Annotated in this window: 23 protein-coding genes; 10 read left to right on the top strand and 13 right to left on the bottom strand. The window is 67.9% G+C overall.

Going from position 1 to position 23,515, the window contains the following annotated elements; genetic code table 11:
• The first annotated feature begins 97 nt into the window (after positions 1-97).
• The 4 genes from DEJ19_RS20060 to DEJ19_RS20045 are packed head-to-tail and all read left to right on the top strand — an operon-like array spanning position 98 to position 2,152.
• A complete protein-coding gene (locus tag DEJ19_RS20060) occupies positions 98-457 on the top strand; it encodes a hypothetical protein (protein ID WP_111232013.1) in 360 nt (119 codons plus the stop codon).
• A complete protein-coding gene (locus DEJ19_RS20055) occupies positions 454-732 on the top strand; it encodes a hypothetical protein (RefSeq protein ID WP_111232014.1) in 279 nt (92 codons plus the stop codon). The genes DEJ19_RS20060 and DEJ19_RS20055 overlap by 4 nt, the downstream gene beginning before the upstream one ends.
• Positions 722-1,273 (top strand): hypothetical protein, encoded by a 552-nt coding sequence (locus DEJ19_RS20050; protein WP_111232015.1) that lies wholly within the window; start codon positions 722-724, stop codon positions 1,271-1,273. The genes DEJ19_RS20055 and DEJ19_RS20050 overlap by 11 nt, the downstream gene beginning before the upstream one ends.
• Before the next feature lie 36 nt (positions 1,274-1,309).
• A complete protein-coding gene (locus tag DEJ19_RS20045) occupies positions 1,310-2,152 on the top strand; it encodes an ArdC family protein (protein ID WP_220035269.1) in 843 nt (280 codons plus the stop codon).
• A 3-nt stretch (positions 2,153-2,155) separates the two neighbouring features.
• Here DEJ19_RS20045 and DEJ19_RS20040 read toward each other — a convergent pair whose 3' ends face one another.
• Positions 2,156-2,707, bottom strand: coding sequence for a hypothetical protein (locus DEJ19_RS20040; RefSeq protein ID WP_111232017.1), 552 nt, complete (start codon positions 2,705-2,707; stop codon positions 2,156-2,158).
• A 74-nt stretch (positions 2,708-2,781) separates the two neighbouring features.
• Positions 2,782-3,042, bottom strand: a complete 261-nt coding sequence (locus tag DEJ19_RS20035) for a hypothetical protein (protein ID WP_111232018.1) — start codon at positions 3,040-3,042, stop codon at positions 2,782-2,784.
• Between the two features lie 85 nt (positions 3,043-3,127).
• Here DEJ19_RS20035 and DEJ19_RS22040 point away from each other — a divergent pair, with 85 nt between their 5' ends.
• Positions 3,128-3,700: a GntR family transcriptional regulator gene (locus DEJ19_RS22040; protein WP_111232019.1), complete on the top strand. Its 573-nt coding sequence runs from the start codon at positions 3,128-3,130 to the stop codon at positions 3,698-3,700.
• A 51-nt stretch (positions 3,701-3,751) separates the two neighbouring features.
• Here DEJ19_RS22040 and DEJ19_RS20025 read toward each other — a convergent pair whose 3' ends face one another.
• From DEJ19_RS20025 to DEJ19_RS19990, 8 genes are all read right to left on the bottom strand, one after another.
• A complete protein-coding gene (locus DEJ19_RS20025; RefSeq protein ID WP_111232020.1) occupies positions 3,752-4,165 on the bottom strand; it encodes a hypothetical protein in 414 nt (137 codons plus the stop codon).
• A 95-nt stretch (positions 4,166-4,260) separates the two neighbouring features.
• The gene (locus tag DEJ19_RS20020) at positions 4,261-6,699 is read right to left on the bottom strand and encodes an AAA family ATPase (RefSeq protein ID WP_111232021.1); all 2,439 of its coding nucleotides are present in this window, start codon (positions 6,697-6,699) and stop codon (positions 4,261-4,263) included.
• A gap of 3 nt (positions 6,700-6,702) precedes the next feature.
• A complete protein-coding gene (locus tag DEJ19_RS20015) occupies positions 6,703-7,899 on the bottom strand; it encodes a metallophosphoesterase family protein (RefSeq protein ID WP_111232022.1) in 1,197 nt (398 codons plus the stop codon).
• A 44-nt stretch (positions 7,900-7,943) separates the two neighbouring features.
• Positions 7,944-8,678, bottom strand: coding sequence for a glycosyltransferase family 2 protein (locus DEJ19_RS20010; protein WP_181441426.1), 735 nt, complete (start codon positions 8,676-8,678; stop codon positions 7,944-7,946).
• A gap of 50 nt (positions 8,679-8,728) precedes the next feature.
• Positions 8,729-9,433, bottom strand: coding sequence for a TraB/GumN family protein (locus DEJ19_RS20005; protein ID WP_181441427.1), 705 nt, complete (start codon positions 9,431-9,433; stop codon positions 8,729-8,731).
• Between the two features lie 93 nt (positions 9,434-9,526).
• Positions 9,527-11,197: a UvrD-helicase domain-containing protein gene (locus tag DEJ19_RS20000; protein ID WP_111232024.1), complete on the bottom strand. Its 1,671-nt coding sequence runs from the start codon at positions 11,195-11,197 to the stop codon at positions 9,527-9,529.
• 70 nt (positions 11,198-11,267) lie between these two features.
• Positions 11,268-11,717, bottom strand: coding sequence for a hypothetical protein (locus DEJ19_RS19995; protein ID WP_111232025.1), 450 nt, complete (start codon positions 11,715-11,717; stop codon positions 11,268-11,270).
• Positions 11,714-13,660, bottom strand: coding sequence for a hypothetical protein (locus DEJ19_RS19990; protein ID WP_111232026.1), 1,947 nt, complete (start codon positions 13,658-13,660; stop codon positions 11,714-11,716). The genes DEJ19_RS19995 and DEJ19_RS19990 overlap by 4 nt, the downstream gene beginning before the upstream one ends.
• An 82-nt stretch (positions 13,661-13,742) precedes the next feature.
• Between DEJ19_RS19990 and DEJ19_RS19985 the strand changes: the two genes are divergently transcribed.
• The 5 genes from DEJ19_RS19985 to DEJ19_RS19965 all read left to right on the top strand — a co-directional run bounded on the left by DEJ19_RS19985 (position 13,743) and on the right by DEJ19_RS19965 (position 16,911).
• On the top strand, positions 13,743-14,273 hold the full coding sequence (locus DEJ19_RS19985) for a hypothetical protein (RefSeq protein ID WP_111232027.1): 531 nt from the start codon (positions 13,743-13,745) through the stop codon (positions 14,271-14,273).
• Complete coding sequence (locus DEJ19_RS19980) at positions 14,273-14,689, top strand: hypothetical protein (RefSeq protein ID WP_111232028.1); 417 nt, start codon at positions 14,273-14,275, stop codon at positions 14,687-14,689. Before DEJ19_RS19985 ends, DEJ19_RS19980 begins: the two co-directional genes overlap by 1 nt.
• A 121-nt stretch (positions 14,690-14,810) precedes the next feature.
• Positions 14,811-15,521, top strand: a complete 711-nt coding sequence (locus DEJ19_RS19975; protein ID WP_111232029.1) for a J domain-containing protein — start codon at positions 14,811-14,813, stop codon at positions 15,519-15,521.
• Positions 15,522-15,625: 104 nt separating this feature from the next.
• A complete protein-coding gene (locus tag DEJ19_RS19970; protein ID WP_111232030.1) occupies positions 15,626-16,063 on the top strand; it encodes a hypothetical protein in 438 nt (145 codons plus the stop codon).
• 59 nt (positions 16,064-16,122) lie between these two features.
• On the top strand, positions 16,123-16,911 hold the full coding sequence (locus DEJ19_RS19965; protein WP_111232031.1) for a metal-dependent hydrolase: 789 nt from the start codon (positions 16,123-16,125) through the stop codon (positions 16,909-16,911).
• A 37-nt stretch (positions 16,912-16,948) separates the two neighbouring features.
• Here the strand turns inward: DEJ19_RS19965 and DEJ19_RS19960 are convergent, their stop codons facing one another.
• From DEJ19_RS19960 to DEJ19_RS19950, 3 genes are read right to left on the bottom strand one after another with little or no spacing between them, the layout of a single operon-like run.
• Entirely contained in the window at positions 16,949-17,767 is an 819-nt protein-coding gene (locus DEJ19_RS19960) for a metallophosphoesterase family protein (protein WP_111232032.1), read from the bottom strand.
• Positions 17,764-18,426, bottom strand: a complete 663-nt coding sequence (locus tag DEJ19_RS19955) for a hypothetical protein (RefSeq protein WP_111232033.1) — start codon at positions 18,424-18,426, stop codon at positions 17,764-17,766. Before DEJ19_RS19955 ends, DEJ19_RS19960 begins: the two co-directional genes overlap by 4 nt.
• Before the next feature lie 13 nt (positions 18,427-18,439).
• Positions 18,440-23,500: an FtsK/SpoIIIE domain-containing protein gene (locus DEJ19_RS19950; protein WP_111232034.1), complete on the bottom strand. Its 5,061-nt coding sequence runs from the start codon at positions 23,498-23,500 to the stop codon at positions 18,440-18,442.
• Positions 23,501-23,515: the final 15 nt, after the last annotated feature.

Below are 23,515 nucleotides of genomic sequence, written 5' to 3'. Positions count from 1 at the left end.
CGCAGAACGGACTCAACCAGCGGCGGACGGCTCCTTTCGCCGCATCAGTCGTGGTTGCCGGCGGCCGCCGACACCCCGATGACCGAGAGCGTTCCCGATGACCGCTGACACACCCGAACCGATCGGAACCCACGTTCCGGCGAAGGACTACTTCTTCGCTGAGGTGCTCGCCGCGCTACCCGAGCACCCGCATCTCGCCGCGTCAATCGTCGAGCAGGAACTCGCGCGGAAGCATCACCTCGCGAGCATCGCCAGCACCTGGCGGGAAAACGGGCACCAGTTCGACACCGGTGACCGCCCCGAGACGCAGTGGGAACGCTCCGGCGGGTTCGGCTACTGCGTCCGCTGCGGGCACCTCGTCCACAAGGAGGGACGGCTGTCCCGGCGGGCGTCCACCACCTGCTCACCTGCCCGCATAGAGCTCCGGCAGCCAACCCCGTCAGGAGCCCCCGCATGAGCACCATCACCACCACCGTCGACGTCGCCGCAGCCGACATCCGCGACGTCATCGGATTCGAGACCGGCACGTACCCGGTGCGCGACCAGTCCGACCGCATCTTCCGCGCCCTGCTGTCCGCCTGGGCCGCCGACAACGAAGCGCATGCGAACAAGATCCTCGCCGCCATCCCAGCCGGCCTCGCCTGGGCGACGCTGGAACTGCGGAAGCCGCAGGGCCTCGCGACGCTTCGCACCATGCTCGAGCGACTCGAGGACGACGGCGATGACGACTGACATCAAGCCAGGTCAGCCGTTCCTTGCACTGCGGCTGCCCATCCCGGTGGACGGGATGACCTACGTCAGCGAACTCGTCGAGCGGGTGTACGGCACCGGCACCACAACGATGCGCGGCGAAGGCGACCAGATCATCATCGCTGCACCGAAGGACGGATTCGGACCAGTTGTCCGCGACCCGATGCCGCCACTGACCCGGCCGGCAGACGAAGGGTTCAACGTCACCACGCTCGATGCCACCTCTGACCCTGTCGTGTGGGACATCGAGTCCTCCGGCCACGCACTGGCAGTGTTCGTCAAGTCGCAGCTGGCATTCCTCGACCTGCTGGACGCGAAGAACTACATCTCCTCGCAGGTCCGAGCCGGAGATGAAGTTGTCAGCGTCGTCCTGCAACGTGACGGGAAACCCACCCCGCACGAACTGCGTGAGGAGGCCGAGCAGCGGGAGCAGAAGCTCCGCCGCATCATCGCCGACGCGCGAGCAGCACTCGTCGCAGACGACCCAACCGCGGCGCTCGAGCGTCTCGGATCCGCGGAGTAGCAGTCCGCCGCGACCTCCGCCGCATCTGTGCCGGTCATGACCATCGCTCCACCACGCCCGACGGCCACCCTGCCCCCACGTCAGCGGGTTGGGGAGCCGAACCCCGGCCGGTGGAAGCCAGACCTGCGCAGCGAAGGTGACCTCGACCTCGCCGCCGACAGCCCATTCCGACGCCGATACGACAGCGTGCAGGAGAAGGTCACCGCCATCGTCGGTGTCCTCGACGACACGCTCGACCGGCTCTGCACGGATGACGGCTGGGATGACTTCGTCGACGCTGCCGCCCGGATGCCACGGATGTCCGCGAACAACCTCCGCCTCTTGCAGGAACAGATGCCGGACGTGTCCGACGTCGCCGACTTCAAGCAGTGGAAGGAGCGCGGACGCACCCCGCGCAAGGGGGCACAGGGGCTGCTCATCCTCAAGCAGGCGAAGGTGAAACTGCCGCTGACGGATCCAACCGGGGAGCCGATCCTCGACGCGAAGGGGCAGCAGCTCTACGACGAGCGCGCCACCGGTGAAACGACCGTCGGCACCGTCTTCGACATCTCCCAGACCGACGGGCCGGCGCATTCGCCGCAGATGCCGTTCCCGGACGAACGCATGTTCGCGGCAGCGTTCCGCGCGGTGACAGACGAGGAAGACCCGGAGGACGCCGTCACCGACGTCGCCCGGATGCGTCTCGACGTCCTCGGCGGAGACGACACGAACATCGAAGCGGAGACCCACGCAGTCGCAGCGGTCATCGCGCGCCGTTGGGGTGTCACCGAACCCATCGCCCCGTACTGGGCGGACCGGTCACCAGCCGCAGTCCGTGCGTCATCCATCCGGGTCTCACGAGTCGTGTCGCGCCTCCTCGGGACACCACTGCTGCCCTAACGATCAGCGCTCCTCAGCGAGCTCGAGGATGACGTGCGCGAGGAAGTCTTCGAGCGGGTACGCGACCCCCTCTCCGGCGGGGAAGCGGTCTTCCATCGCGGTCGACATCGTCCTCGAGCACCGGAACGTTGGCCGGTACAGCAACGCTGTGGGCTTCGACGTGCGGAACGCCACCACGGAGTTCGTCGCTGATGCGTACACCGGAGTCGACAGTGACTCACCCACGTACATGTGCGGCCGACCGCTGTCGTCGTAGCTGGAGGGCCCCGGGTACAGCTCCTTGTATCCGTAGGGGATGGCGTCCTCGGTGAGCATGAAGACACCCAGTGGCCAAGCCCGTGCCACACGCTCCGGTGCGAAGAACTCGTACTCGCTCTGTCGGAGTCGCCACGCGTCCAGCAGCGGGACGTTGAGGCCTCGAAGCTTCGCTACGGCATCCGCGAGGAGCTCGTCGAACACGACTTTCGCCTGATCTCTCAGCTCGCCAACCGTCGGTTCGTGCTTCGCCGGCGCCGCAGTCCGTGCTCGGGCGAGTGCATCGTCGAGGGCGCTCATGTCGGGCTCCGTCTCCACGGCGTCGGGTGTGCCGTGACGTCACCGTAGCGGCGGGCGAGGAGCTGTCGCTAGGCCTATTCGTCGTTGCGGCCGGCCCACGCTGCGGCGAGCCATTCGAGGTCGCGGGCGGTGTTCAGGACGGTGTTGAACCGGGGCCCGTAGGTGAGGATCCCGAAGTCGGTGTCCTCGTCGGGGAACGTGACTGTGCGGGACGACCCCTCGCAGGTGACGTTGATGTCGAGGCCGCGGTAGGTGAACTCGACAGTCGTGTCGGGGAGGACGTCGGCGAGGACGGTGAGGAGCTGGACTCGCTTGGTGATGATGTTCTGCTGCATGCCTGGCCTATGCCGGTCGGTCCGCGTCAGCTGGACGCAATCGCCACCCCTTCCCCTGTACATATATTCGGGATACGCTACCGACATGCCAGTGCCGAAGAGTAGTACCGCGAGTGGTCCCCGAACCCTTCTTCGCGACGTCGTCTACAAGCAGTTGCTCGACGCGATCGAGGACGGCACCCTCCTCCCGGGTGAACGCCTCAATGACGACGAGCTCACCGCCTGGCTGAGCGTCTCACGCACGCCGGTGCGCGAAGCGATCGCTCGTCTCGCCTCGGAAGGCCTGGTCGAGATGGCCGCCAACCGGTACACCCGTGTCGCGTCGCAGTCCGCCGACGCCTTCCGCGACGCCGCAGAGCTTGCGGACGCGATCCACAGCCATGCGCTCATTCAAGCGGGCCGCATCGACGCTGCCACCCGGAACGACCTGCGGAAGCGGGGCAAGGCCATCCAGGCTGGTATCACCGCGCATGACATCGACGCGTACCGCGAGCTGCAGGACATCCTCGGCGGCGTCACCGCGGCCGTCGGGAACCAGCTGATGGCGGACACGGAGCACGCCGTTCGCGGCCGCGTGAAGTTCCATGCCCCAGCCGCGGAGAGCGACATCGAGTGGGATGCCGCCGCGGTCCGCGCCGAGGCGGTCGGCGCGCTCTGACGCGACGCCGGCCGTCCCCAGGCAGGGACGGCCGGCGTCGCCGTGTGGCACCTACTCAGCGGTGACGAGCAGGTGCACCTGGTGGTCGAGACGGTCTGCGCGCGCCAGTTCACGGAGATACGCCTCCGTCGCTGCTTCCGCGACCTGGACCGGGTCGAGACCTTCGGTGTCTCCGTCGGGTGCGAACCCGTACGTGGTGTGGCCGCCGAGGATGGCACCGAGTTCGTCGAGTCCGTGACCGTTGTTGAGGAACCAGAGCTGTGCGCTGCTGAGCACCGCACGTTCGTTGGCGGCCTGCTCTGCCGCGGTCTGCACGGCGATCTGCAACACGCGGTTCTCACTGAGCACCGAGGTGAGCGCTGCGGTCACCGCGGCGGTCAGAGCGTCGCCCGCGAGGGCTGGCGCCGCGGCGGTCGCAGCTGCGAGGGCGGAGTCGAACGTGGTGGTGGGGAGGATGGTGCTCATCGGTGGTGGTTCCTTCTTGGTGGCGCCGCAGACTGCGGCCGGGTGCCCGTCGCCGCTGCCATGCGCACAGCTGACGGGGTGTTGCAGGGGTGTGGTCAGACGACTCGTGCGACGGAGGAGCCGCCGACCATCTCCACCTCGACGCGGTTCGGGAACGCGTCCCGCACCTCGGGGATGTGGGTGACGGTGAGGACGTTCGTCGTCTCCGACAGGCGGAACACCGCTTCGGTGGCGTCGATGATGCCCTTCATGTCGAGGGAACCCCAACCCTCGTCGAGGATGAACGTCTCGACGGGAGCGCCGGTGCCGCGGGCGATCGCTTCGGCGAGGCCGGTGCGGATGGCGAGCGCGACACGGAACTTCTGACCGCCGGAGAGCGCTTCGTAGGTGCGGGTGCCGGACGGCGTCTCGACGTAGACGGTGACCTTGTTGTCGGAGACGTTCTTCGCGCCGTCCTTCGACGCTGCGAGGCGGACCTGCATCTGACCGCGGGACAGTCGGTTCAGCGACATGTTGATGCTGTCGTTGAGCTGCTCCATCATGCCGGCCAGGACCATCGCGGGGATCCCGGTCTGCGAGAACGCCTTGACGAGGGTCTTGTACGTCTCCTGCTCACGCTCGAGCGCGTCGCGGTCCTTCGTCAGCAGATCGATGCGGACCTTCAACTCCCGGCGCTGGTTGATGGCTTCGTTCCGGCGGCTGCGCTCGGCGACGAGCACGTTGATGCGCTCACGGATCTCGTTGCGTCGGGTCTCCAGCTGCTGGCGTGCAGCGGCGACCTGCGCGACCTCCGCCGCAACCGCAGTGCGGGCGGTGGCGAGCGCGTTGGCGAGGTCCTGCTCATCTGTCGGGATGACGGTGTACTTCTCCACCTGCTCCTTGGCGTTCACCGCCTGGTGGTCGATGTCGGCCAGCTCCCGCTGGTGCGCCTTGTCGAGGCTGGCGACCTCGGCGTCGCGGGCGTCGTGAGCCTTCGCCTTCTCCTGGTCGGCTTCGGTGTCGAGGTCGAGCAGGACCATCTCAGCGTCACGCTTCGCAGCGGTTCGCTCCGCCTTCGCGGCGATGACGGTCTCCATCCGAGCCTGCTCCTGCGACGCCTGCTCGGCGGTGCGCTCGGCCTGCTCAGCGAGGGCGGTCTCCTGCTGCTGGTTGGCGGCCGCGGCGTTCATCGCCTGGCCCGCTTCGGACCCGCCGTCCTTCACGACGACCTTGCGCTCGGCGATGGAGGCGAGGTCCTGCTCGGTGAGGGTGATGAGCGCCTGAGCGTCTGCGGGGGAGAGGTGCTGGTTGCAGGTGAAGCACGTCGCGTGTTCCCCAGCAACTGACGTTCGCAGCGTCTCGAGACGCTTCGTGGCGTCCTGCTCGCGCTGCTTGAGGGCGTCCCACTCCGTCTTGAACGCAGCCCGGGTGCCAGCGTGGTCGGAGACCTGACGGCCGAACGCGTCGGCGTTCTGCCGGTGCTGCGCGGCCTGCTGGCGGGCGTCGGCGGCACTTGCGGTGACGTCAGCGAGTCGGCTCTCCGCGTCGGCGATCAGCGTCAGCGCCTGCGTGGCGGCCTGCTTCTGCGACTCGGCGGTACGGCGGGACGCGGAGGTCCGCTCGTCTACGGCGAGAAGCTGCGCGGTGAGGCGGGCATCCACCTGCGCGGTTGCCTGCTGATGACGCTGCACGGCGTCGGTACGGGTGCGGTCGAACCTGGCGACCTCGCGGTTCCACTCGTCGAGGAGCTGCACACGGCGGGCGTTGACGACGTCGTACGCTGCCTGCGCCTCGCGGACGCGGCGCTCCGGGTCGCCGGAGTTCAGGTCGGCGACCTCGGTGTTCACCTGGTCGAGGCGGGTCTGCTCCGTCGTCAGCGCGTCCTCGATGTCGACGTCGGACTGCTCTGCGTGTTCGGGGGTGTTCTCCGCGGACTGCTCCAGCGTGTGCTCGAGCTCAGCAATACGGCCGTTCAGAGCCTCGTGACGCTTCGCGAGCTCGGCGCCCTTCGCTTCGGCCTGCTTCTTCTTCTCGTCGTAGACGTCGAGGTCGAACAGGGCGGAGAGCAGCTTGAACCGGTCGCGGGGCTGCGCTTCGGGGAACTTCCCCGTCGCGCCCTGCTCGGAGATCCACGTCATCGTCGCGGCGTCGTAGTCCATGCCGATGAGTTCCGACAGCGCCTTGGTGACGTCGGCGTGCGCCTTGGAGACCAGCGGCCGCCACCCGGACGTGTTCGAGTCGTCCTTCACGGACAGGCTGCCCTGACCGCCGGCGCGGGCGCGGGTGAAGGTCCGGCCGATGCGGTACGTCGCTCCGCCGTGCTCGAACTCGACGCTGACGTGGGCCTCGGTGGTGCCGTCGGTGATGTAGTCCGCCTGCACGCCGGGGGAGGGGAACTTGGCGTAGAACGCGGCGATGATGGCGTGGACGATGATGGCGGACTTGCCGGCCCCGTTCTCGCCGGCGCCGACGAGCAGCGGGATGTTCGCGATGTCGATGCGCTGACGGTCGCGGTAGGACCAGAGGCCTTCGACCTCGATGCTCAGGATGCGCATGGGTTACTGCTCCAGCTTCTCGGCGGCGGACACGAGCGTGTCGATTGCGGTGTCGGTGAGGTCCTGCGTGGAACCCCAGGTGCGCAGTGCGGTCATCGGGTCCACCTGCTTCGGCAGCTGCACCCGCTCGGTGTCTATGCGCGGCTTCGTGCGGGTCTTGGTGTCTTCGAGGGTTGCGCCGGCGGCACGGATCGCCTTCTTCACGTCGGCGGGCACGGACCCTTGCCCCTCGGCGAGGTGGACCTGCACGAGTGCGCCTTCGGTGAGCTGGTCGATGTGGGACTGTGCGGCGTCGTCGGCGAGGTCGATGCGGGTCATCGTGCGCGCGGGGGTGGTGACCAGTTCGACGGTTGGGGTCATCCCGTCGAGGGTGACGAGGTTCCCGGCCTTGTGATCGGGCATGTCGGTGAACGTGAGGCGGTTTGGGGAGCCGGCGTAGTAGTACCGGTCGCCGAAGTGCTGCGGGGTGTGGATGTGACCGAGTGCGCCGTACTGGAACGGCATCTGGTCGAGGCGTGCCACGGGCAGGACCGGCTCGGCGAACAGGTGCGCCATGTCCTGCTCGGAACCGCGGCGGTGACCGTCAGCGACCGCGTCGATGCGGAGCCGGTCCACGGTGACGTGGCCGGTCATGATGAGCGGCTGGCTGCTGTCCGCCTGCTCGGCGAGGTCCTCGAGGGTCTGCAGTGCGTAGTCGGTGACGGCACGGTCACCGTCTGCGGGGGACAGGTCGTCCTTGCCGAGCATGGCGAGGACACGGTTCTTCGACAGCCACGGCAGCGCTGCCACCTGGGAGCCGTCCGGCAGGCGCAGCAGCTCCGGCTTCGATGCGATGAAGACCTGCACGCCGACGGCGCGGAGCATCGTCGCGAGGGTGTGGATGACGGTTCGGTGGTCGGTGGGGACACCGGTGACGTGGTGGTTGCCGTCGATGATGACCAGGGGGATGCCGGCCTCACCGAGGGGCTTGTAGGCCTCGAACACCAGCAGCAGTGCCTCCTGGCTCGGGCGGCCGCCGTCGGTGAGGTCGCCGGCGTCGACGAAGAAGTCGACCTGCTTGGCGATGGCCTGCTCGACGAGGAACGACAGGACGGTGAAGTTCGACTCCCAGAGCGTGTTCAGCCCGGTGGCCGGGTTCGTCCGACCGTGGGTCGTTGCGTCGAGGTGGACGTCGCCGGTGTGCATGAACGAGGTGGTCATGCATTCTCTATGCGCGGACGGGACGCGATGCTGGGCGGAGCCGGTCAGGCCGCACGTTGCTGGCCGAGCGCACGCGCTTTCTGCCAGACGTGGCGGGACATGGCGACGCGTTCCACCTCAGCGTCGAGGGAGTTGGTCGCCTGCCGCGGGTGCTTCCGCCACTGGTAGAAGACGTCGTCGACGATGAGTCCGCGGTGCCGCTCGGACAGGCGGGCGAGGAGACCGATGTCTTCGATGGATCCGTCAGGGTGCCAGCCGCCGATATCGCGAACGAGGAGGGTGCGCATCGTGAACGTGTGGGTCAGTGCGACGAAGTACCGCTCCGGCGAGCCCCATTCGTCGAGGAGGCGCCCTGGCGGGTAGGCGCCGGCACGGGCGGGTTGTTCCCAGCGTCCGGCGACGTTGCCGTTCGGCGCCATGTCGGCCATGTGTCCGCCGATCCAGCCGAGGCGTGGGTCTTCGTTGAGAGCCTGCTCGCGGGTTTCCACGCTGGCTGAGGGAAGTACGTCGTCGTCATCGAGCGTGCAGACGTACGGAGTGGTGATGCGTTCGAGCGCGCGGTTGCGGGCGGCTGCCTGCCCGATGTGTTCGATGGACCGCAGGACGGTGATGCGCGGGTCGTTCAAGAACTCCGGGACCGGGTTCTGCGGCGCGTCGAGGACGACGAGCCATCGGAAGTCCTGCTGTGTCTGCGCCTGGAGGCTCCGCCATGCCTCTTCGAGGTACCCGAGCCGGTACGTCGGCAGCTGCGTGCAGGTGATGATGGTCGTCTTCGCCATGAGGGCCTTCCGTCGGTGACGGGGAGGGACATGCGACGAAGGAGGTGACGTCAGGCGGCCGCGGCTGGTGCTGCTGACGGGTGCCGGCGTGCGGGCTTCTGTCCCGCGGGCCAGAACTGCCGCCAGGTGACGTTGGTGACGGTGAACCCTTCCGCTTCGAGCAGCGCCACCATGCCGGGTAGGTGCGCGGCGCCCCAGAGGAGCGCAACGTCCGTGCAGGCGCTCAGCGCCTGGGTGATGGCGTACCGGTTGCGTGCGTCGAGGACGTCGAGGTCGTTCGATGTCGCCTCGACGTCGAAGAGCGTCAGCCGGCCGGTTCTGAGCAGCCATGCGGCGACGGGGCTGGCGATCAACGCGAGGAGCGCCACCGAGATGAGCTTCCGCGTTGTGGTCGAACCGAGAGCGAGGTCCGAAGGCAGGTCATGTCGCTGCCAGGACGACGGGTACGTCAGCACGCGTTGTGTCTTCCAGCCGCACACTCCCCTGAGCCAGAGGGACACGGACCGGGTGACGACGCGCATGAGGCTCAACCGCGCTCGGTTCCTCATCCCGCGCACATCAGCTGAGCCGACACCTTCGCAGTGGATGAGTGTTCCGGCGTCCTCGAGGGCGTCTAGTTCGGCTTGCGTGTCCTTCCAGTACTGCTCCGGGCCCACATGCATGACACCGACGAGGGTGATGGTTCGGTGCGCCCTGGTCAGCGTGATGGTTGCGAACGCGTCATCCTCACGGACGACCTGGACTTGTGTGCTCATGACGCCCCTATGCACGAGGCGATGAGTCGCCCGGGTACGACGAAGCCGCTCCGACGGCGGGGTGCTGTCGGAGCGGCTCCGGGCTGTGTGGGGCTACGAAGCGCGGCGGTTGGCCCAGTGGTTGCCGCCGCCGGAGCGGGAGCCGCCGACACCGGTGTTGCCGCGGCTGTAGCCGCCGGAGCGGCCCTTGCCCTTCATGTTCTTCACGGCGTCGGGGTTCGTCAGCGTCTCTTCACGCTTCTGCTTCTCGGAGAAGCGGTGCGCCTGCGCGTTGCGGTAGAAGTTCGCCGCGTACTCGGGGCGGGCGAGAGCGTTGCGGTACCGGCGGACCCAGTCGAGGCCGGCGGGGTCGAGGTGCCGCTTCGCTCGGGTGACGGCGACGTAGGCGAGCATCATCGCCTCCGGCGTCATCTGCTCGAGGTCACCGGTCTCCTCATCGAACGACGGGATGGGGAAGTCCTCCGCGATGCGGACGTGGTGCCACTCGAGACCCTTCGCGACGTGGACGGTGGACACGGTGGTGCGCGCCTGGTCGGCGGGCACGCACGCGTCGATGGCGGAGACGATCTTGTCTGCGCCGTACTCGTCGACGAGGTTCACCAGCGGTGCCAGGTCAGCGCCTTCGTCCTCCTGGACGTACTCCTGCACGGCCTCCCACGACTTGAACGTGTCGAACTCCGGGTGGGAAGTCCAACCGCGTTCCTGCAGGTCGAGGGCGGCCTGCGCGAGCTGGTGCATCTGCTTGGCACGGTTCTGCCCGGCGATACCCACGGTCACCCCACGCTGGTGCGCGTCGATGACCTCGGCGATGGCGCCGGCGTTCGTACGGCAGAGGACACCCTCGGCGACACGGTTGTAGGTGGCGTGCACCGACGAGGCCTTGTCCATGCCGCGGACGCGCAGCGACGCGTTGAGGAGGTCGAGCCACACGTTCGCCTCATCGGCGATGGCGGGCCCGAACCGGAACGACTGCGTCAGCTGGAACGTGTCCCCACCGAACGCGTCCATGGAGTCCGTCGCACCACGCCAGCCGTAGATGGCCTGCGACCGGTCGCCGACGGCGATGAGCTGCGTGTTCTGCTGGTTGTGGAGCACGTCGATGAGCAGCGGGTCGGAGTCCTGCGCCTCGTCGAGGAGGATGAAGTCGTACGGCAGCGTCGGACGGGAGAGCTGCCAGAGCTTGACGTAGTAGTCGTGCTGGAACGGCAGGACACCCTCCGGGTGGATGACGTCGAGCCAGAACTTCTTCGCGTACCGGGCGACCTGACGCTGCAGGTCAGCGGACTCCGCGCCGCTGAGCAGCAGCTGCAACGGCACGGGAACCATGCTGTCGGTGATCTCGTCAGCGGCGGTGCGGCAGAACGCGGAGAGCGTCTCGCGGACGAGGCGCATCACGACACGCTTCGACACGGACTGACCGCCGACGCGGATGTTCGCACGCAGGCCGAGGTGCTCCGCCTGGTCGGCTTCACGCATCCGCTTCTTCTCGTCGAGCTTCCAGCGGAGCTCCGACGGCATCGACGCCCACGCGAGGGAGTGCGCCGTCTTCGCACGGATGCTGGTGCCGCGGAACTTCTGGTCCGCTTCGAGCTGCACCGACTTGTTGAACGCCAGGTACAGGCCGGAACGGCCCTGCGCGGCGTCGGCGAAGAACCGCAGCGTCGACGTCTTACCGGTGCCGGCTCCTGCCTCGATGGTCAGGTTCCCGCCGTTGCGGAAGCCGTCGATGGCTGCCTGCTGCTCCTCGGTGGGGTTGTACGACATGCGGGTCCTCGTCTCCTGTCGCGAAAGTGTCGCCACCCCTATGCGCGGACCGGAGGCAAAGCCGGGGTCGCTACGCCTGGAAGGAGAACAGCGGGGAGTTTCCGGGCGCCGGTTCGAGTCGTTCCCGTTCGGTCCAACCGACGCTGGACCAGAACTCGTCGGCGTGGGAGAACGCGATGATGAGCCGTCCCGGGTACCGCTTCACGGCCTCGGCTACGACGGCTGCGCCGATGCCTTCTCGCCTGCGATGCGTGGCCACTTCGAGGTACCAGAGGTCCACGACAGGCGTTGAGGTGTCGATGCCGCGGAACCGTGCATCGAGGATCCGCTGGGGTTCGAGTTCGACGCGTGCGACCTCGGTGCCGTTGAGGACGCCGATGTACCGGTCGAAGGACGCCGCCTCGGCGATGGTCTCGCCATCGGCGGTCCACCCGATGGTGTCGTACTGGTTCTCAGTCTCTGGGTCCCAGGCGGAGCCGTAGTCCTGGGCGCGGAACACCTGACGGAGTTCGATGGTCACGGCAGTGGCACCTCTGCGTGCTTGGCGCCCACATGGATGCGGAGGTGGTCGCCGGCGCGGACGACGGCGGACGGTTTCTTCGGCACCGGGTAGGTGCGTGCGGTGCCGGTGCTGGTGTTGACGATGTGGACGCTGCCACCGGTGACCCGAACGATGTGGTTGGGCAGCGGTAGCGGTTCTCCGCGAGCGCCAGCGGTCTCGTGCACTGGGGTTGGGCTGGCTTCCGAGCGCGCAACCGTAGTACCGTCCGACGGCGGCCCGACAGTCAAGATGCTGTCAGTGACGGATACGACAGCATCCGCGGTCACTCCGACGCGGCCGCCGGCGGCTTCGCCGAGCGTTGTCATGCTGCCGACTGTCGTCCACAGCCGGCTCACCTCACCCGCAGTGGTCACATCGGCATTGAGGCCGTAGGCAGTGGACACCGTGACACCGTCACGGGTCAGTCTCGCTTCGTAGATGCTGTCGTCGGTGATCACGCCGAGCTCGTCGTGTAGCGACGCGGCGAGCCGCAGGTGTGCCGGCTTGCCAGCGTCAGATGACCAACGCACAGCGACGCTCCGCTCGGTCAGGTCAATGGCTGCCAGGTGTGAAACCGCCTCGCTGGTGGTGAGGTCTTCGCGGAGCCGGAGCTGCTTCGCTAAGCGTCTCACCTTCGCCGGTGTCGCGCCTCGAGGCCACGCACCGGACGGGAACACCTTCGGGGGCATCCGTCGTCCCCAACCGGAACCGTCCGGGTGGAGCAACCAAAGGTGCGATCCGGCGCTCATGAGCAGGCGGTCATCGGTGACGTCGTAGTCGGCTCGGAGCGGGTACTCGAGGGCGTTCTGGTTCCCGTCGTAGACGCCGACGAGGTTGACGTCGACGATCAGTTCCCCGCCTTCGCGGTACACGCGGAGGTGTTCGTCCTCATCGAGCAGGCACACCCAATCGCGGTCCGCCCCCACAGTCCAGGATTTGACAGGTGCTGGCAGCGGCACTGTCGCCTGCGGCTTCCCATCCCGATTGAACACAGCCGCAGTCCATACCGAACGAAACTCTGCGACAGGACGCTTCATCGTCAGAAGCCACGTTGTGTGTTTCGTGCCCAGCATCCGCGCCTGCCCCGCTGGACGAAGCATCTGTGGGGTCGGCAGGAACGTCGGTGCCGGCTCTGGCACTCGGCTGAGCGCGACCGAGAACTGCGGGCTGTCGTACATGTCCGGGCCGGCAACCCGCGGGTGCGTGTTCAAGTCGATGAGGAGTGGCTCCTCGTCGGATAGCCGAAATCCCGAGGGGATTGGCGTCTGCTCGGTTGGAGGCGCTGTCGCTGGCGCATCGGTTGCGGGGCGCAGCGTCTTGCCGTCGTCAGTGAGGACGCCGGCCTTCACCAACCACTGCACCGTGTTCGAGAAAGCGCGACCGTCAAGCCTGGAGGCCGCTTTGACCGAGGCGCGGTCGGCCGACTCGGCGGCAGCAGCGAGTACCGCTTTCATGTTGTCCCGCAGAGTGAGCACTCGGCTGTGTGCACCGACGGCGGGACTGTTCGGAGCTTCGGAGATCTTCGCAAGCAGCGCGTCGGTCTCCTCCTCGGGGTGCAGCGCGGCGGCGGCGAGTGCGGCAGGGGAGAGCGCATCGAACGGACCGGCGGGCACTGCCTCTTGGTTGGAGAGCCAGCTGCTGAAGTACGTCAGCGCTCCGGGGAGCAGGCGCGCGGCCTCGGCGTACCGCCGCTGCCAAAGGAGAACCATCAGCTGCTCGTCTCCGGCGACGACGAGCGCCTTCGTTTCGAGGGTGCGCAGTCGCTCCATCTGCTTCCCCAGCCACGCGGGGTTCGCTTCTGCGAAGCTGCGAAGGTTCCCGTTCCGCGCGACCTCATCCGCGGACCCGTCGCCGTTCACAGCTCGCAGCAGCCGCACGTACTCCGCCCACAGTTCGTCATCGACTGCGTCCGCTCCACTCACACGCTGAACCTACCGGCCTCCGCCGTCACCCAAACGCTGCCGGACGGCCGACCGGATCGGGGTCGCCGCATACATACCGGGCATGACCGCAGACACGTACTTCCGCAATGGCCAGGCGGGCATCCCTGGACACCCTGGCAAGTTCGCCCCACAGCAGCACGACGCCGGGACCAGCACTCTCGTAGCTCCGGGTGGCATCTCCTCGCAGCGTGCCCGCGCGCTCGCCGCGGAGCTCGAGACCGAGCTGAACGAAGCGCAGGTCGGCCAGTTCAACGCCATCTCCGATGTCGAGGACGGCCGCGAGTCCGGTCGTGCACACGCACTCGCGGAGACGTACGCACGCCTGCTGTTCGACGAGGACAACTCGTTTGACTTCGCCGGTGAGGGCGAGACGCTCCTGAACGAACGTCACAACGGCGACCGTTCCTCCTTCGACCTTCCCCTCGACGTCGACGGTCGCAAGCGCGACGCGGCCGTCGAGTACCTCCGGGAACGCGCCAGCAAGGCGTATGTGCTGGCCACCTCCGGTCAGGAACCCCGCGACGTCGCAGCGTTCCACTCCGGTGAGTACGAAGTGCTCGAAGCCTGGGCTGAGAAGGTCGAGGCGGCCTGATGGCCGACAACACCGTCCGCCGCGGCGGCACCGGCAAGGACCGTACCCAGTTCGGCACCCACACCCGCAGCGAGGCGGGCGCCGGCCTCGGCGGCGAACAGGGGACCCCGTCGGCTGCCCCCGAGGTGCCGGCCGCCCGCGTCGAGTACGACAAGGCCCGCAACGCGCGCACCACCGCTGACGAACTCGCTGTTCTCGCTGAGTCGAAGTCGGACGTGGTCCGCCTCGAGGTGGCGCAGAACCCGAACGCGTCCCCGGACACACTCCGTGAGCTCGCCACCTCCAGCGAGGATCTGGTCCGTGACGTCGCTCGTCAGAACCCGGCGTACGAGGCCGGCACCATCGGCGAGCGTCTCGGCATCGCAGTCACGAAGCTCCGCCGCGGCGAGCAGCCGAACCGCCTCATCGACGGCTGACCTCACCCTAGGATCGTGCCGATCGCACCGTTCGCGATCTGTCCGCGCATAGGTGAGTCAGACGAGCAAGCTGCCAGGGGCAGTGGCCGGCGCACCTCCTTACTCAAAGGACCCTCCGGCCATGTTCGACAGCAAGGTTGACCTCGACCGCACCGCCTACCAGGTGCTCGGCGTCTCTGAGGACGCCTCGCACGACGACATCGTCAAGGCGCACCGCGTCCTGATGCGGAAGTTCCACCCGGACATCAACCCGGACGCCGACCAGGACCAGGCGAAGGCCATCAACGAGGCGTTCGACAACCTCAAGAACGACGAGGCCCGCGCTTCGTACAACCTCGCCCTCCGCGACGCCCGCACCCCTGCCGCCCCGGCAGCCACCACGGAGCCGATGTCGGCCGAGGACCGCCTCTTCGTCCGCGACGAGTCGTACGTCCCCGCCGGCGAGGTGTTCGACTTCGCGCAGACCGGCACCGGCAAGCGTGCGTTCAACCGCCGCACCAACGTCCCCGCGACGAAGGCGCAGCTCATCGTCCGCCTCGCCGCCGTCGCCGTCATCATCGCGTCGCTGTACTTCCTCCTCCCGAACTCGGACACCACCGGCCCGGTCGCGTTCACCTGGCTGTTCCCGGTCGCGGCGACCATCGCCCTGTTCAAGCAGAACTTCGTCCTGGTCGCCGGCGTCCTGTTCGGTGCGCTCATCTTCCCGCTGTCGCTCACGGGCATGGGCTTCTTCACCTGGTTCACCAACGGCCTGGGCGTCGCCCCGTTCATCGCGATGACGGTCATGACCGCCGCGTTCGGCACCATCTACGCCACCATGAAGAAGGCGTAACCGAACACACGAACGACATCGAGCCGGCAGCTTCCCGCTGCCGGCTCGTTGTCGTTTCGGGGCATAGGAGACGGCAGAGCTCGCACCGACCGAAGGAACCTGCCGTGCCGTCTGCTGTCCTCCGCACCCTCCGCGCTTCCGAGCCCGGCGACATCATCGTCTTCACCCACGGCGAGGTCGTCACCGACGTCTGGTACCGCGACCACCGGCCCGACCGAGCCCCGTTCATCAACACGCTCCCCATCGACGCTACCTCCCTCGCCGCCAACTTCAGAGGCTGGACCGCCGGGCCCGCGGCGGAAGCGTTCGTGGAAGCCGCTACCGACGGAACCGTCCACTTCGTCGAGGACAGCGCAGGCGAACTGCTCGTCGGCATCCGCTGCTACGGCGAGTGGTGGGAGAGCGTCCCGAAGCCGTACCCCTTCACGCTCGAGGCCCTCCCATGGGGTCCGGATGACGTCCTCACCGCAACCGACGAGATCACCCTGCACCGGCAGCTCCTCCGCACGATGAGCCGCACCGCGCACCTCATCCGTCCCTGAATCCGCCGCATCTCCTTCGACGTCCGCGCACGAGCACAACCGAAGGAGCGTGACCGCCCATGATGGGAGGCCACCACGCCATCACCGGCGCCGCCGCATGGATCGCCGTCGCCGGCAGCGCCCCGTACCTGACCACCGGCCTCGACCCGGTCGGCACCGTTGGCGTCTTCACCGGAGCGCTCGTCTGCGCCGGAGCGGCGCTTCTGCCGGACGTCGACCACCACAACGCCACCATCGCCCACAGCGTCCCTATCGTCGGCTCCCTCGTTGCTGGCGCCGCAGAGGTCGCCTCCGGCGGTCACCGCCACTTCACCCACGGCCTCCTCGCCGCAGTCGTTACCTGGTTCGGCGCACAAGCACTGAACCTCGCCACGATCCAGACGGAGCACTTCGGTGAAGTGCAGGTCGGCGCCGGCCTCGCCACCGCAGCGCTCATCGCCTTCGCGGTCAAGGCGATGAAGCTCGTTCGCGGATCCTGGGTCCTGCCGTGGCTCATCGGATTCGCCATCGCCGCAGCGGTGCTCCTCTGGTCACCGCAGCAGATCGCGTGGCTGCCCGTCGCCATCACCCTCGGCTACGTCGTCCATCTCCTCGGCGACGGACTCACCACCGCCGGCATGCCCTGGCTGTGGCCCTGGCACCCGAAACCGCCGCTGTGGTGGCAGGGCATCCCTATCCTCAACACCATCTGGAAGCCGAACGGCTACTTCGCGCTGCCCATCCTCGGCAACGCCGGCTCCTTCCGCGAATGGGTGCTCTGCGGCTTCATCAGCGTCTACTGCCTGTGGTGCCTTGCTTTTGAGGGCTTCTGGGCCTTCGGCATCAACCTCACATCGCTGTTCCGTTGACACTTCGTCCGTGCTGGCCTGACCTTGTCCGGCGCGGTCAGACGACGGGGAGGATCCGCAGCGTCTGCGTCTCCGGTTCGAAGACGGCGGCGGAGCGGCTGAACCCGTTGCAGTCGAGGATGATGCTGCGGGTGTCGAACGCGTTGCCGGTGTGGTCGTGGAACGTCTCGGTGGTGTCGAGGAACAGGTGGTAGTGGCCGGAGATGACGACCTTGGGCTTCACTTGCTCGACGCCGCGTTGGAACATCTGCTGCCCCATGTCGGCGTACATGAGCCCTTCTGCGGTCCAGAAGCCCTGGTTCGGGTACAGCTTCGCTGCGAGCGCTTGCGTGCGGGGCGCGTCGTGGGCGAGGAGCACGTCTACCGGGTCGGTGCCGAGCCGGTTCAGGTCGTCTTCCGTGATCTGCTCTTCGGGCCACCAGGAGCCGCCGTGGCCGTCGACGGGTGGGGTGCGGCGGCCCTTGTCGATGCTGTTCGCCCCGCCGAGGCTTGCGACGACGGTGCCGGCGGTGGTGTGTCCGCGCCACCCTCGGGGGAGCCAGATGATGCGGTCGGTGAGATGCCGGTACCCGTCCTCGTCTTCCGGGTAGTGGCGGTTCAGCGCCGCGTACCCTTCGTGGTTCCCGCCGGTGACGTAGAGGTACGCGTCGGCTTCGGCGAGCACCTTCGTCAGTCGGTTCAGGTCGTTCCGTTCCTGCGGGGAGCCGTGCCAGACGAACCCAAAGTCGCCGAGGACGTGGACCTGCTTGACGCCAGCGGTGAGGAGTTTCGTCAACGCCTTCTTCGTCCAGAGGAAGTCCTTGTGCGGGTCGCCGAGGACGCCGAACGCGGTGTTGACGGCGGTGTGGTCGGTCATCGGGAGGGTCCTGTCTCAGATGGGCGGAAAGTCTCGAGCGCGTCGCGGAGGATGTCGGGGTTCGGGTGGGCCGGTTCGAAGATGACGTCCTCGATGCCGTCGTTGACAACCGCGTCCACCTCGTCCATATGCGCGGTGAGCGCCTGGAAGGGAGCTCCTGGGAGGCGGTGCAGCTGGTCGTCGTTCTCCGCAGTGAGGATGAGGTGCACACCGTAGTCGTACCCGACGACGCCGATGTACCCGAGGTTCACCGCGATGCTGTGCTTCTTCGAGACGGTGTCGTGGTCGTCGCTGCTGCTGTCCACAAGGAGAGTCTCAACGCCGAGGACGGTGAGGTACACGCTGGGGTCGTCGTCGCTGGTGCCGTGCCGTCGGCGCCTGGCGACCTCGGCGAAGACCGTGTCGATGGTGGACTTCGCGTCATCGAGGGTGATCGCGGTGCTGGTCAGATGGTTCGCTGCGAACTGCATCGCCTTGCCACGGCCGAGCAGGTCGATGAGGTGCGCGGTGTGCCCGTCGTTGAGGACGGCACCGAGGACTGCGCGGACCGGGTCCTTCACCCGGTTCGCGGGCCCGCAGACAACGAACGTGTGGTCGTTCTCGGGCCGGTAGGCGATGGCCTTGCCGCTGCGGAGGCGGCCGAAGGGTGCCGTGGTCATCTGCTGGGTCTCCTCAGTCGAACAGGTCGTCCCACGCCGTGACGGGGGTCCGCACGGGGGTGGAGTCGAACAGGTCCTCGTCAGCAGGCGGGGTCGCGGCGGGGGCTGCTGTCGGCTCAACAGGAGCAGATGCGGCGGGCTGCGGCGCCGGCGCACCGGCCTGCGGCGCTGCTGCGGAGGCTGATTGCATGGTCGGGGTTCCGGGTGGTGCAGTGGCGACCATGACGCGGATGCCAGCTTGTGCGAGCACCGCGGCGACGAGAGCGCCGTTGGTGTGGCCGGTGCGTGCGGTCTCGTTGACGTCCGCGCCGACCCAGAGGACGGTGTCGGTGCCGGGGTGCTGCGTGACGGCAGTGAGGGCCGGCTGCAGCTTCCACCAACCGAACTGGTCCGTCTCCGTTGTCCGCTGCGCGGGGAGGGGGATGACGGTGCCGTACTCCCAGAGACGCTCCTCCGGTGCGTACGCGGCGTCGAGGAACATCAGCACCCCAGGGGGTGGGGTTGGCCGTGCAGGGGTGGCAGGCGCCGACTGGGCATCCTGCTCGAACAGGTGCTCCGGCAGGTGGTTCGCTGGGGCGGACGGCGGCGCCTGAACGCCAGGTGCCGCTGGTGGAGCCGCCGACGGGACGTCGGGTTCGAACAGCGCTGACAGTGGGGCGAGCTCCGGTGCGGGTGCAGGAGCGGTGGGCTGTTCGACGGGAACGGGGATGCCGCGCTCGTCCGGTACAGCGTGCACGTGGTCGTACACGGGGGCCTCCTCGGTGATGGTGGTCTCTAGGGGTGGTTTCTCCACGGCCGGTGGTGTCAGGTCGGCGGGTTCGTCGTCGGTGAACGCGTCGAGGTCGTCGAGGCTGAACTCAAGCTCGGCAACCTTCACCTCCTCGGGCACGCTGTTCTGCGTCGGCGGAGTCCGCGGCGCACGCTGCACCGGGGCGGACTGGTCCGTCGGCTGCTTCGGCAGATACGGAGTGAGGTCCAGACGGCTGTCCTCCGGGAGCGGCGGACGTCGCTGCATCAGCTGCGCCTTCAGCTCATCCTGGGAGGCGTACCAGACCTGGATGGCGTTCGCGGTGCTGGTCAGCGGCTCGTACAGGCCGCGACCCTTCGGCACGTCGCCGCCGAGGTCCGGAGCGTCCTGGAACGCGCGGAGCGCCGACGCACGGTCGCCAGCGGACGTCTTCCCAAGGAGGGTGCGAGCGAGGTTCGTGTTGTGGGTGGGGATGAACCCGGCGGCGAGGAACAGGTGCGACTCGTCGATGACGGCGATGCATCGGGTGGGTTCCGTCGGCAGGGTGGTGATGCTGACGATGCGGTGCCGGAGGTCATCCGCGGTTGCCCGGGCGGCGTCAGCGTCGTTGCCGGCGAGACGGAACACGGCGACGTCGGCGCGGAACGTCAGCGTCGTCTGCTGCCCGTCGAACGGCACCTTCACCCCGACGCTGCGGAGCAGTTCCGTCGCCGCGGCCGCCAGCGACGTCGTGGCGACGTCGAGGCGGTACGCGCCGTTTGCGGCTGTGCCGGCGTGGTCCATCAGCCCCTGCAGGAGCGCCAGACGCTGCGGCAGGGAAGCTCGGAGGTACTCAGCGGGGATGCGGTCCCGGCCGAGGACGCCCATCTGTCGCAGCAGTGACCGCAGCCGCGACGGTGGCTTCAGCGTGCCGGAGGCGAGGGAGACACCGAGCACGTATGGCGCGACGGGCAGTTCCGCGTCCGCTCCGTCGAACGGAGTGATCGTCCGCACCGTCCACTGACGGTCGTCGAGCGTTGCAGCGATCTCTTCGGTGGTGAGCACCTGCGTCTGCTCCGGCTGGTCAGCAGCGGACACCTCCCACCAGTGGCCGGAGCCGGCCTTGATGCGCTGCCCGTCGTCGAAGGCAACCTCGAGGACGGTGTTGTCGCTGAACACCTCCGAGAACGACACGATCGGCGTCACTCCGCCGTTGGGCGTGTAGAGCAGGTCGCCGACTTCGAGGTCTCCGTTGCGGGCCCAGCCGAGCGGGAACTTCTCCGACACCGGTACCGGCAGCATCGTGTCGAGGGTGAGGTCCTTGAGGTCGTTCGCGCCGGGGATGCTGTCGAGCATCTTCGCGGTCAGCTTCTGCGTACCGAGCAGCAGGTGCACACCGGCGGACCGCGCCTCACGGGCGATCTTCCCGGCGATGACACCGATGTCCGTCTTCGCACGGTTCGACGCGATGATGGCGTCGCGTTCCGCGTCGATGTCCGGGTCGTCGGTTGCCGGCGGAACCTGGTCCTGCCCCATCAGCGACGTGAACTCGTCGATCATGACGAAGATGCGCGGCGGCGGGTTGTCCAGGTCGGAGAACGAACCGACACCGTGCGCGGCGTTGACCTGCTTCCGTTCCGTCACCTGCTGGTAGATGGCGCGCATGACGGCCGCCGCTTCGTGCGGGGTGGACGCAAACGCCTGCGCGTGCTCCTTCGCGAACATGAAGTCCGCGCCGCCCTTCACCGGGTCGATGACGTACAGGTCCGCGCCGTGCACGAGCGCACCGTAGAGGAACGCCTGGGCGAGCACGGACTTGCCGGCGCCGGTGACACCGGCGAGGAGGATGTGCGGGTTGTCCTTCGGGTCGAAGACGACCGGTTCGCCTTCGATACCGGAGGCGAACGGGATGCCGTCGGACTCGTCGATGAACGCCCAGTCGAAGCCGACACCGGTCGGCAGCGGGTTCTCCCGGGAGACGAGGATGCGAACGTGGTCGGCGCCGTCGGGGGCGTCACGGACCTCGACGAACACGTTCGCGGTCGCAGTGATGAGCTTCGGGACGGCTTCCTTCACGTCGGAACGGGCGAGACCGGCGGGGAGCTTGAAGTCGAGGACCTGCACCTGCTCGTTGCGGGGCAGCGACCCGGACCGGACGAGGACCGGCAGGCCGCCGCCGACGCCGACTGCCTTCGCGTCGTAGAACGCCTGCTCCCAGTCGAGGCGAGTGATGTAGTCGCGGTTCTTCTTCTCCAGCGCCGGGTTCGCTTCACCCTGGTCGGCGCGCGGCGGACGTGCCGGGCGGCCAGGACGGGACGGGCGTGCTTCTGGGGCGGCGCCGGCGAAGCGGAGGCCGTTGGTGTTGTGCGGGTGAGCGCCGGCGACGATGATGCAGCCGTCCGGTGCGGCTGCGACGCGGAGCCAGCCAGAACCCATCGCCTGACGGATCTTCTCCGCAGCGGTGCGAACCTCGGCGAGGGTGACGCCGCCGTAGAGGCGGAGCTTCATCTCCCAGATGTGGCCGCGGCTGCGCCGTTCGGTGAGGGCACGCACTTCGTAGACCTCGGGGCGCGCGAGACGGGAGACGTCGAACGCCTCGTTGATGCGTCCGGAGAGCACCCACTGCGGGCCGACGCCGTCTTCCGGGGCGAGCGTGTCCGGGTTCGCGGGCACGTTGGTGTTCTGGCCGGACCAGGTGACGCTGAACGCCTGCGCGTGCCGTTCACCGGAGCGGCGGCCGGATGCTTCGAACCCGGTGACGGAGACGAATGGTGCGGCTGCGAGGGTGGTGGCGATCTTCGGCTCGAGCTTGAAGAAGTCGAGCGGGTCCAGGCCTTGCTGGACGACGAACGGCTGGCGGTGCAGCGTCGTCGCTCCGACCTTCGCCTCCTGGTAGACGCCGTGTTCCGGGCGGGGGCGGATGGCGCCCATCTTGAGGGTGTTCGCCCACCGAGCCGACCATTCGTCTTCGGTGATGAGCTGGTGGATCTTCGTCTGCACGCCGGCGTCTTCGTACGTCGTCGTCGGGGCGTGGAGCGCACCCATGTAGACGATGTTCTGCTTGTGGTCGATGACCACTTCGGCGTTCGCGTTCATGCCGAGCTCGCTCATCGCGTTGTCGCGCATCCAGTCGAACGGCGGGCCGGTGGGAGCTGCGTAGTGCAGCGCCCACGCGGCGGTCTCCGAGTCGGGGGTGTGCAGCGGCTGCGCTTCGAGGAACACCCAGCGGCCGGCGCCCATCGAGTCGGAGACCCAGTTGGCGACGGAGCCGAAGAACAGGTTCGCGACGTCGGGGTTCACGTCCGGGTTGGTGATGTCCGGCATGTCCTCGGTGTCGTAGGTGAGGATGCGCATGCGCAGCGGGTCGGTGGTGCCCTGGATGGGCTGCCCCTGCGAGTCGGTCGTCGGGCATTCCAGCGCCGACAGCTTCGACGTGGTGCCGAACGCCATCGCAACCTTCGGCAGCATCGGCAGGACGCCCATGACACCGACGGCAGGGTTCGTCTCGAACGTGTCAACCTGTACGGAGCCCACCTGCTCGTGGGCGAGCAGTCGCGGCTTGTGCTCGAGCTTCACCAGGTCCCACCGCGGCTGCCACTCCACGCGGACGCGGACCATCGTCCGCCAGGTGACGAGCGCGGCGTTCCGGACCGCGAGGGTGACGATGACGAGCGCTGCGAGCAGCCCCAGTGTCAGTCCGATGGCGAATGGTGGGACGGGTGCGAGGAACGTGTCCGCGGCGGTCTTGTTGATGACGATGAGGGCGGTCAGGAACACAGCGACGAGCGCTGCGATGGCGCCGGCGGCGGCGGCGATGAACTTCTTGTCGGTGGTGACGGCCGTGCGAACGTCGTCGACCGTCGGGCCGACGCACGGGTCCATCGGTGCTGCCCACTTGCGGATAGCGCCGTTGACAGTGTTGATGACCAGGAACACGCCGATGCCGTTGAGGAGCCGGCCGAGGTCCCCGAACGCTGTGGTCGGAATCATCGCTGCGGCAGCAGACGCGGGAAGGGACACCAGCCACCACATCCGCAGCGGCCACCCGGGGAGCAGGAACGCAGACGGCATGAACGCCTTCCACTTCAGGTCGCCCCACATCCGGTACCGGTTCATCGCCAGCTCCTCAGCGGGGGATGCAGCGGTCGGGAACCCGGACGCGTCCTTCTTGCCGGTGAGTTCCGCCGGTGTCGCCATCCACGCAGCGACGGCCACCCCGATGGGCAACGCGACGAAGCCGGGGTAGCCGAAGTAGGTGCCGACGACCGCAGCAGCGATGGTGGCCGCGAAGATGATGACGTTGGTCAGCGGACCGTTCTGAGGCTGGGCTTGCCGTGCGGCGGGCATGAAGGTGTTCCTTGT

It is taken from the genome of Curtobacterium sp. MCSS17_016 (genome assembly GCF_003234255.2).
Taxonomy (GTDB): domain Bacteria; phylum Actinomycetota; class Actinomycetes; order Actinomycetales; family Microbacteriaceae; genus Curtobacterium; species Curtobacterium flaccumfaciens.
The sequence above is the reverse complement of the archived record's forward strand: the minus strand, read 5'-3'. Positions and strand labels throughout refer to the sequence as shown.

What these genes read in the sequence shown, in the direction of transcription:
- DEJ19_RS20060 (WP_111232013.1), top strand. Translation starts at nt 98, where the DNA reads ATGACCGCTGACACACCCGAACCGATCGGAACCCACGTTCCGGCGAAG.
- DEJ19_RS20055 (WP_111232014.1), top strand. Translation starts at nt 454, where the DNA reads ATGAGCACCATCACCACCACCGTCGACGTCGCCGCAGCCGACATCCGC.
- DEJ19_RS20050 (WP_111232015.1), top strand. Translation starts at nt 722, where the DNA reads ATGACGACTGACATCAAGCCAGGTCAGCCGTTCCTTGCACTGCGGCTG.
- DEJ19_RS20045 (WP_220035269.1), top strand. Translation starts at nt 1,310, where the DNA reads ATGACCATCGCTCCACCACGCCCGACGGCCACCCTGCCCCCACGTCAG.
- DEJ19_RS20040 (WP_111232017.1), bottom strand. Translation starts at nt 2,707, where the DNA reads ATGAGCGCCCTCGACGATGCACTCGCCCGAGCACGGACTGCGGCGCCG.
- DEJ19_RS20035 (WP_111232018.1), bottom strand. Translation starts at nt 3,042, where the DNA reads ATGCAGCAGAACATCATCACCAAGCGAGTCCAGCTCCTCACCGTCCTC.
- DEJ19_RS22040 (WP_111232019.1), top strand. Translation starts at nt 3,128, where the DNA reads ATGCCAGTGCCGAAGAGTAGTACCGCGAGTGGTCCCCGAACCCTTCTT.
- DEJ19_RS20025 (WP_111232020.1), bottom strand. Translation starts at nt 4,165, where the DNA reads ATGAGCACCATCCTCCCCACCACCACGTTCGACTCCGCCCTCGCAGCT.
- DEJ19_RS20020 (WP_111232021.1), bottom strand. Translation starts at nt 6,699, where the DNA reads ATGCGCATCCTGAGCATCGAGGTCGAAGGCCTCTGGTCCTACCGCGAC.
- DEJ19_RS20015 (WP_111232022.1), bottom strand. Translation starts at nt 7,899, where the DNA reads ATGACCACCTCGTTCATGCACACCGGCGACGTCCACCTCGACGCAACG.
- DEJ19_RS20010 (WP_181441426.1), bottom strand. Translation starts at nt 8,678, where the DNA reads ATGGCGAAGACGACCATCATCACCTGCACGCAGCTGCCGACGTACCGG.
- DEJ19_RS20005 (WP_181441427.1), bottom strand. Translation starts at nt 9,433, where the DNA reads ATGAGCACACAAGTCCAGGTCGTCCGTGAGGATGACGCGTTCGCAACC.
- DEJ19_RS20000 (WP_111232024.1), bottom strand. Translation starts at nt 11,197, where the DNA reads ATGTCGTACAACCCCACCGAGGAGCAGCAGGCAGCCATCGACGGCTTC.
- DEJ19_RS19985 (WP_111232027.1), top strand. Translation starts at nt 13,743, where the DNA reads ATGACCGCAGACACGTACTTCCGCAATGGCCAGGCGGGCATCCCTGGA.
- DEJ19_RS19980 (WP_111232028.1), top strand. Translation starts at nt 14,273, where the DNA reads ATGGCCGACAACACCGTCCGCCGCGGCGGCACCGGCAAGGACCGTACC.
- DEJ19_RS19975 (WP_111232029.1), top strand. Translation starts at nt 14,811, where the DNA reads ATGTTCGACAGCAAGGTTGACCTCGACCGCACCGCCTACCAGGTGCTC.
- DEJ19_RS19965 (WP_111232031.1), top strand. Translation starts at nt 16,123, where the DNA reads ATGATGGGAGGCCACCACGCCATCACCGGCGCCGCCGCATGGATCGCC.
- DEJ19_RS19960 (WP_111232032.1), bottom strand. Translation starts at nt 17,767, where the DNA reads ATGACCGACCACACCGCCGTCAACACCGCGTTCGGCGTCCTCGGCGAC.
- DEJ19_RS19955 (WP_111232033.1), bottom strand. Translation starts at nt 18,426, where the DNA reads ATGACCACGGCACCCTTCGGCCGCCTCCGCAGCGGCAAGGCCATCGCC.
- DEJ19_RS19950 (WP_111232034.1), bottom strand. Translation starts at nt 23,500, where the DNA reads ATGCCCGCCGCACGGCAAGCCCAGCCTCAGAACGGTCCGCTGACCAAC.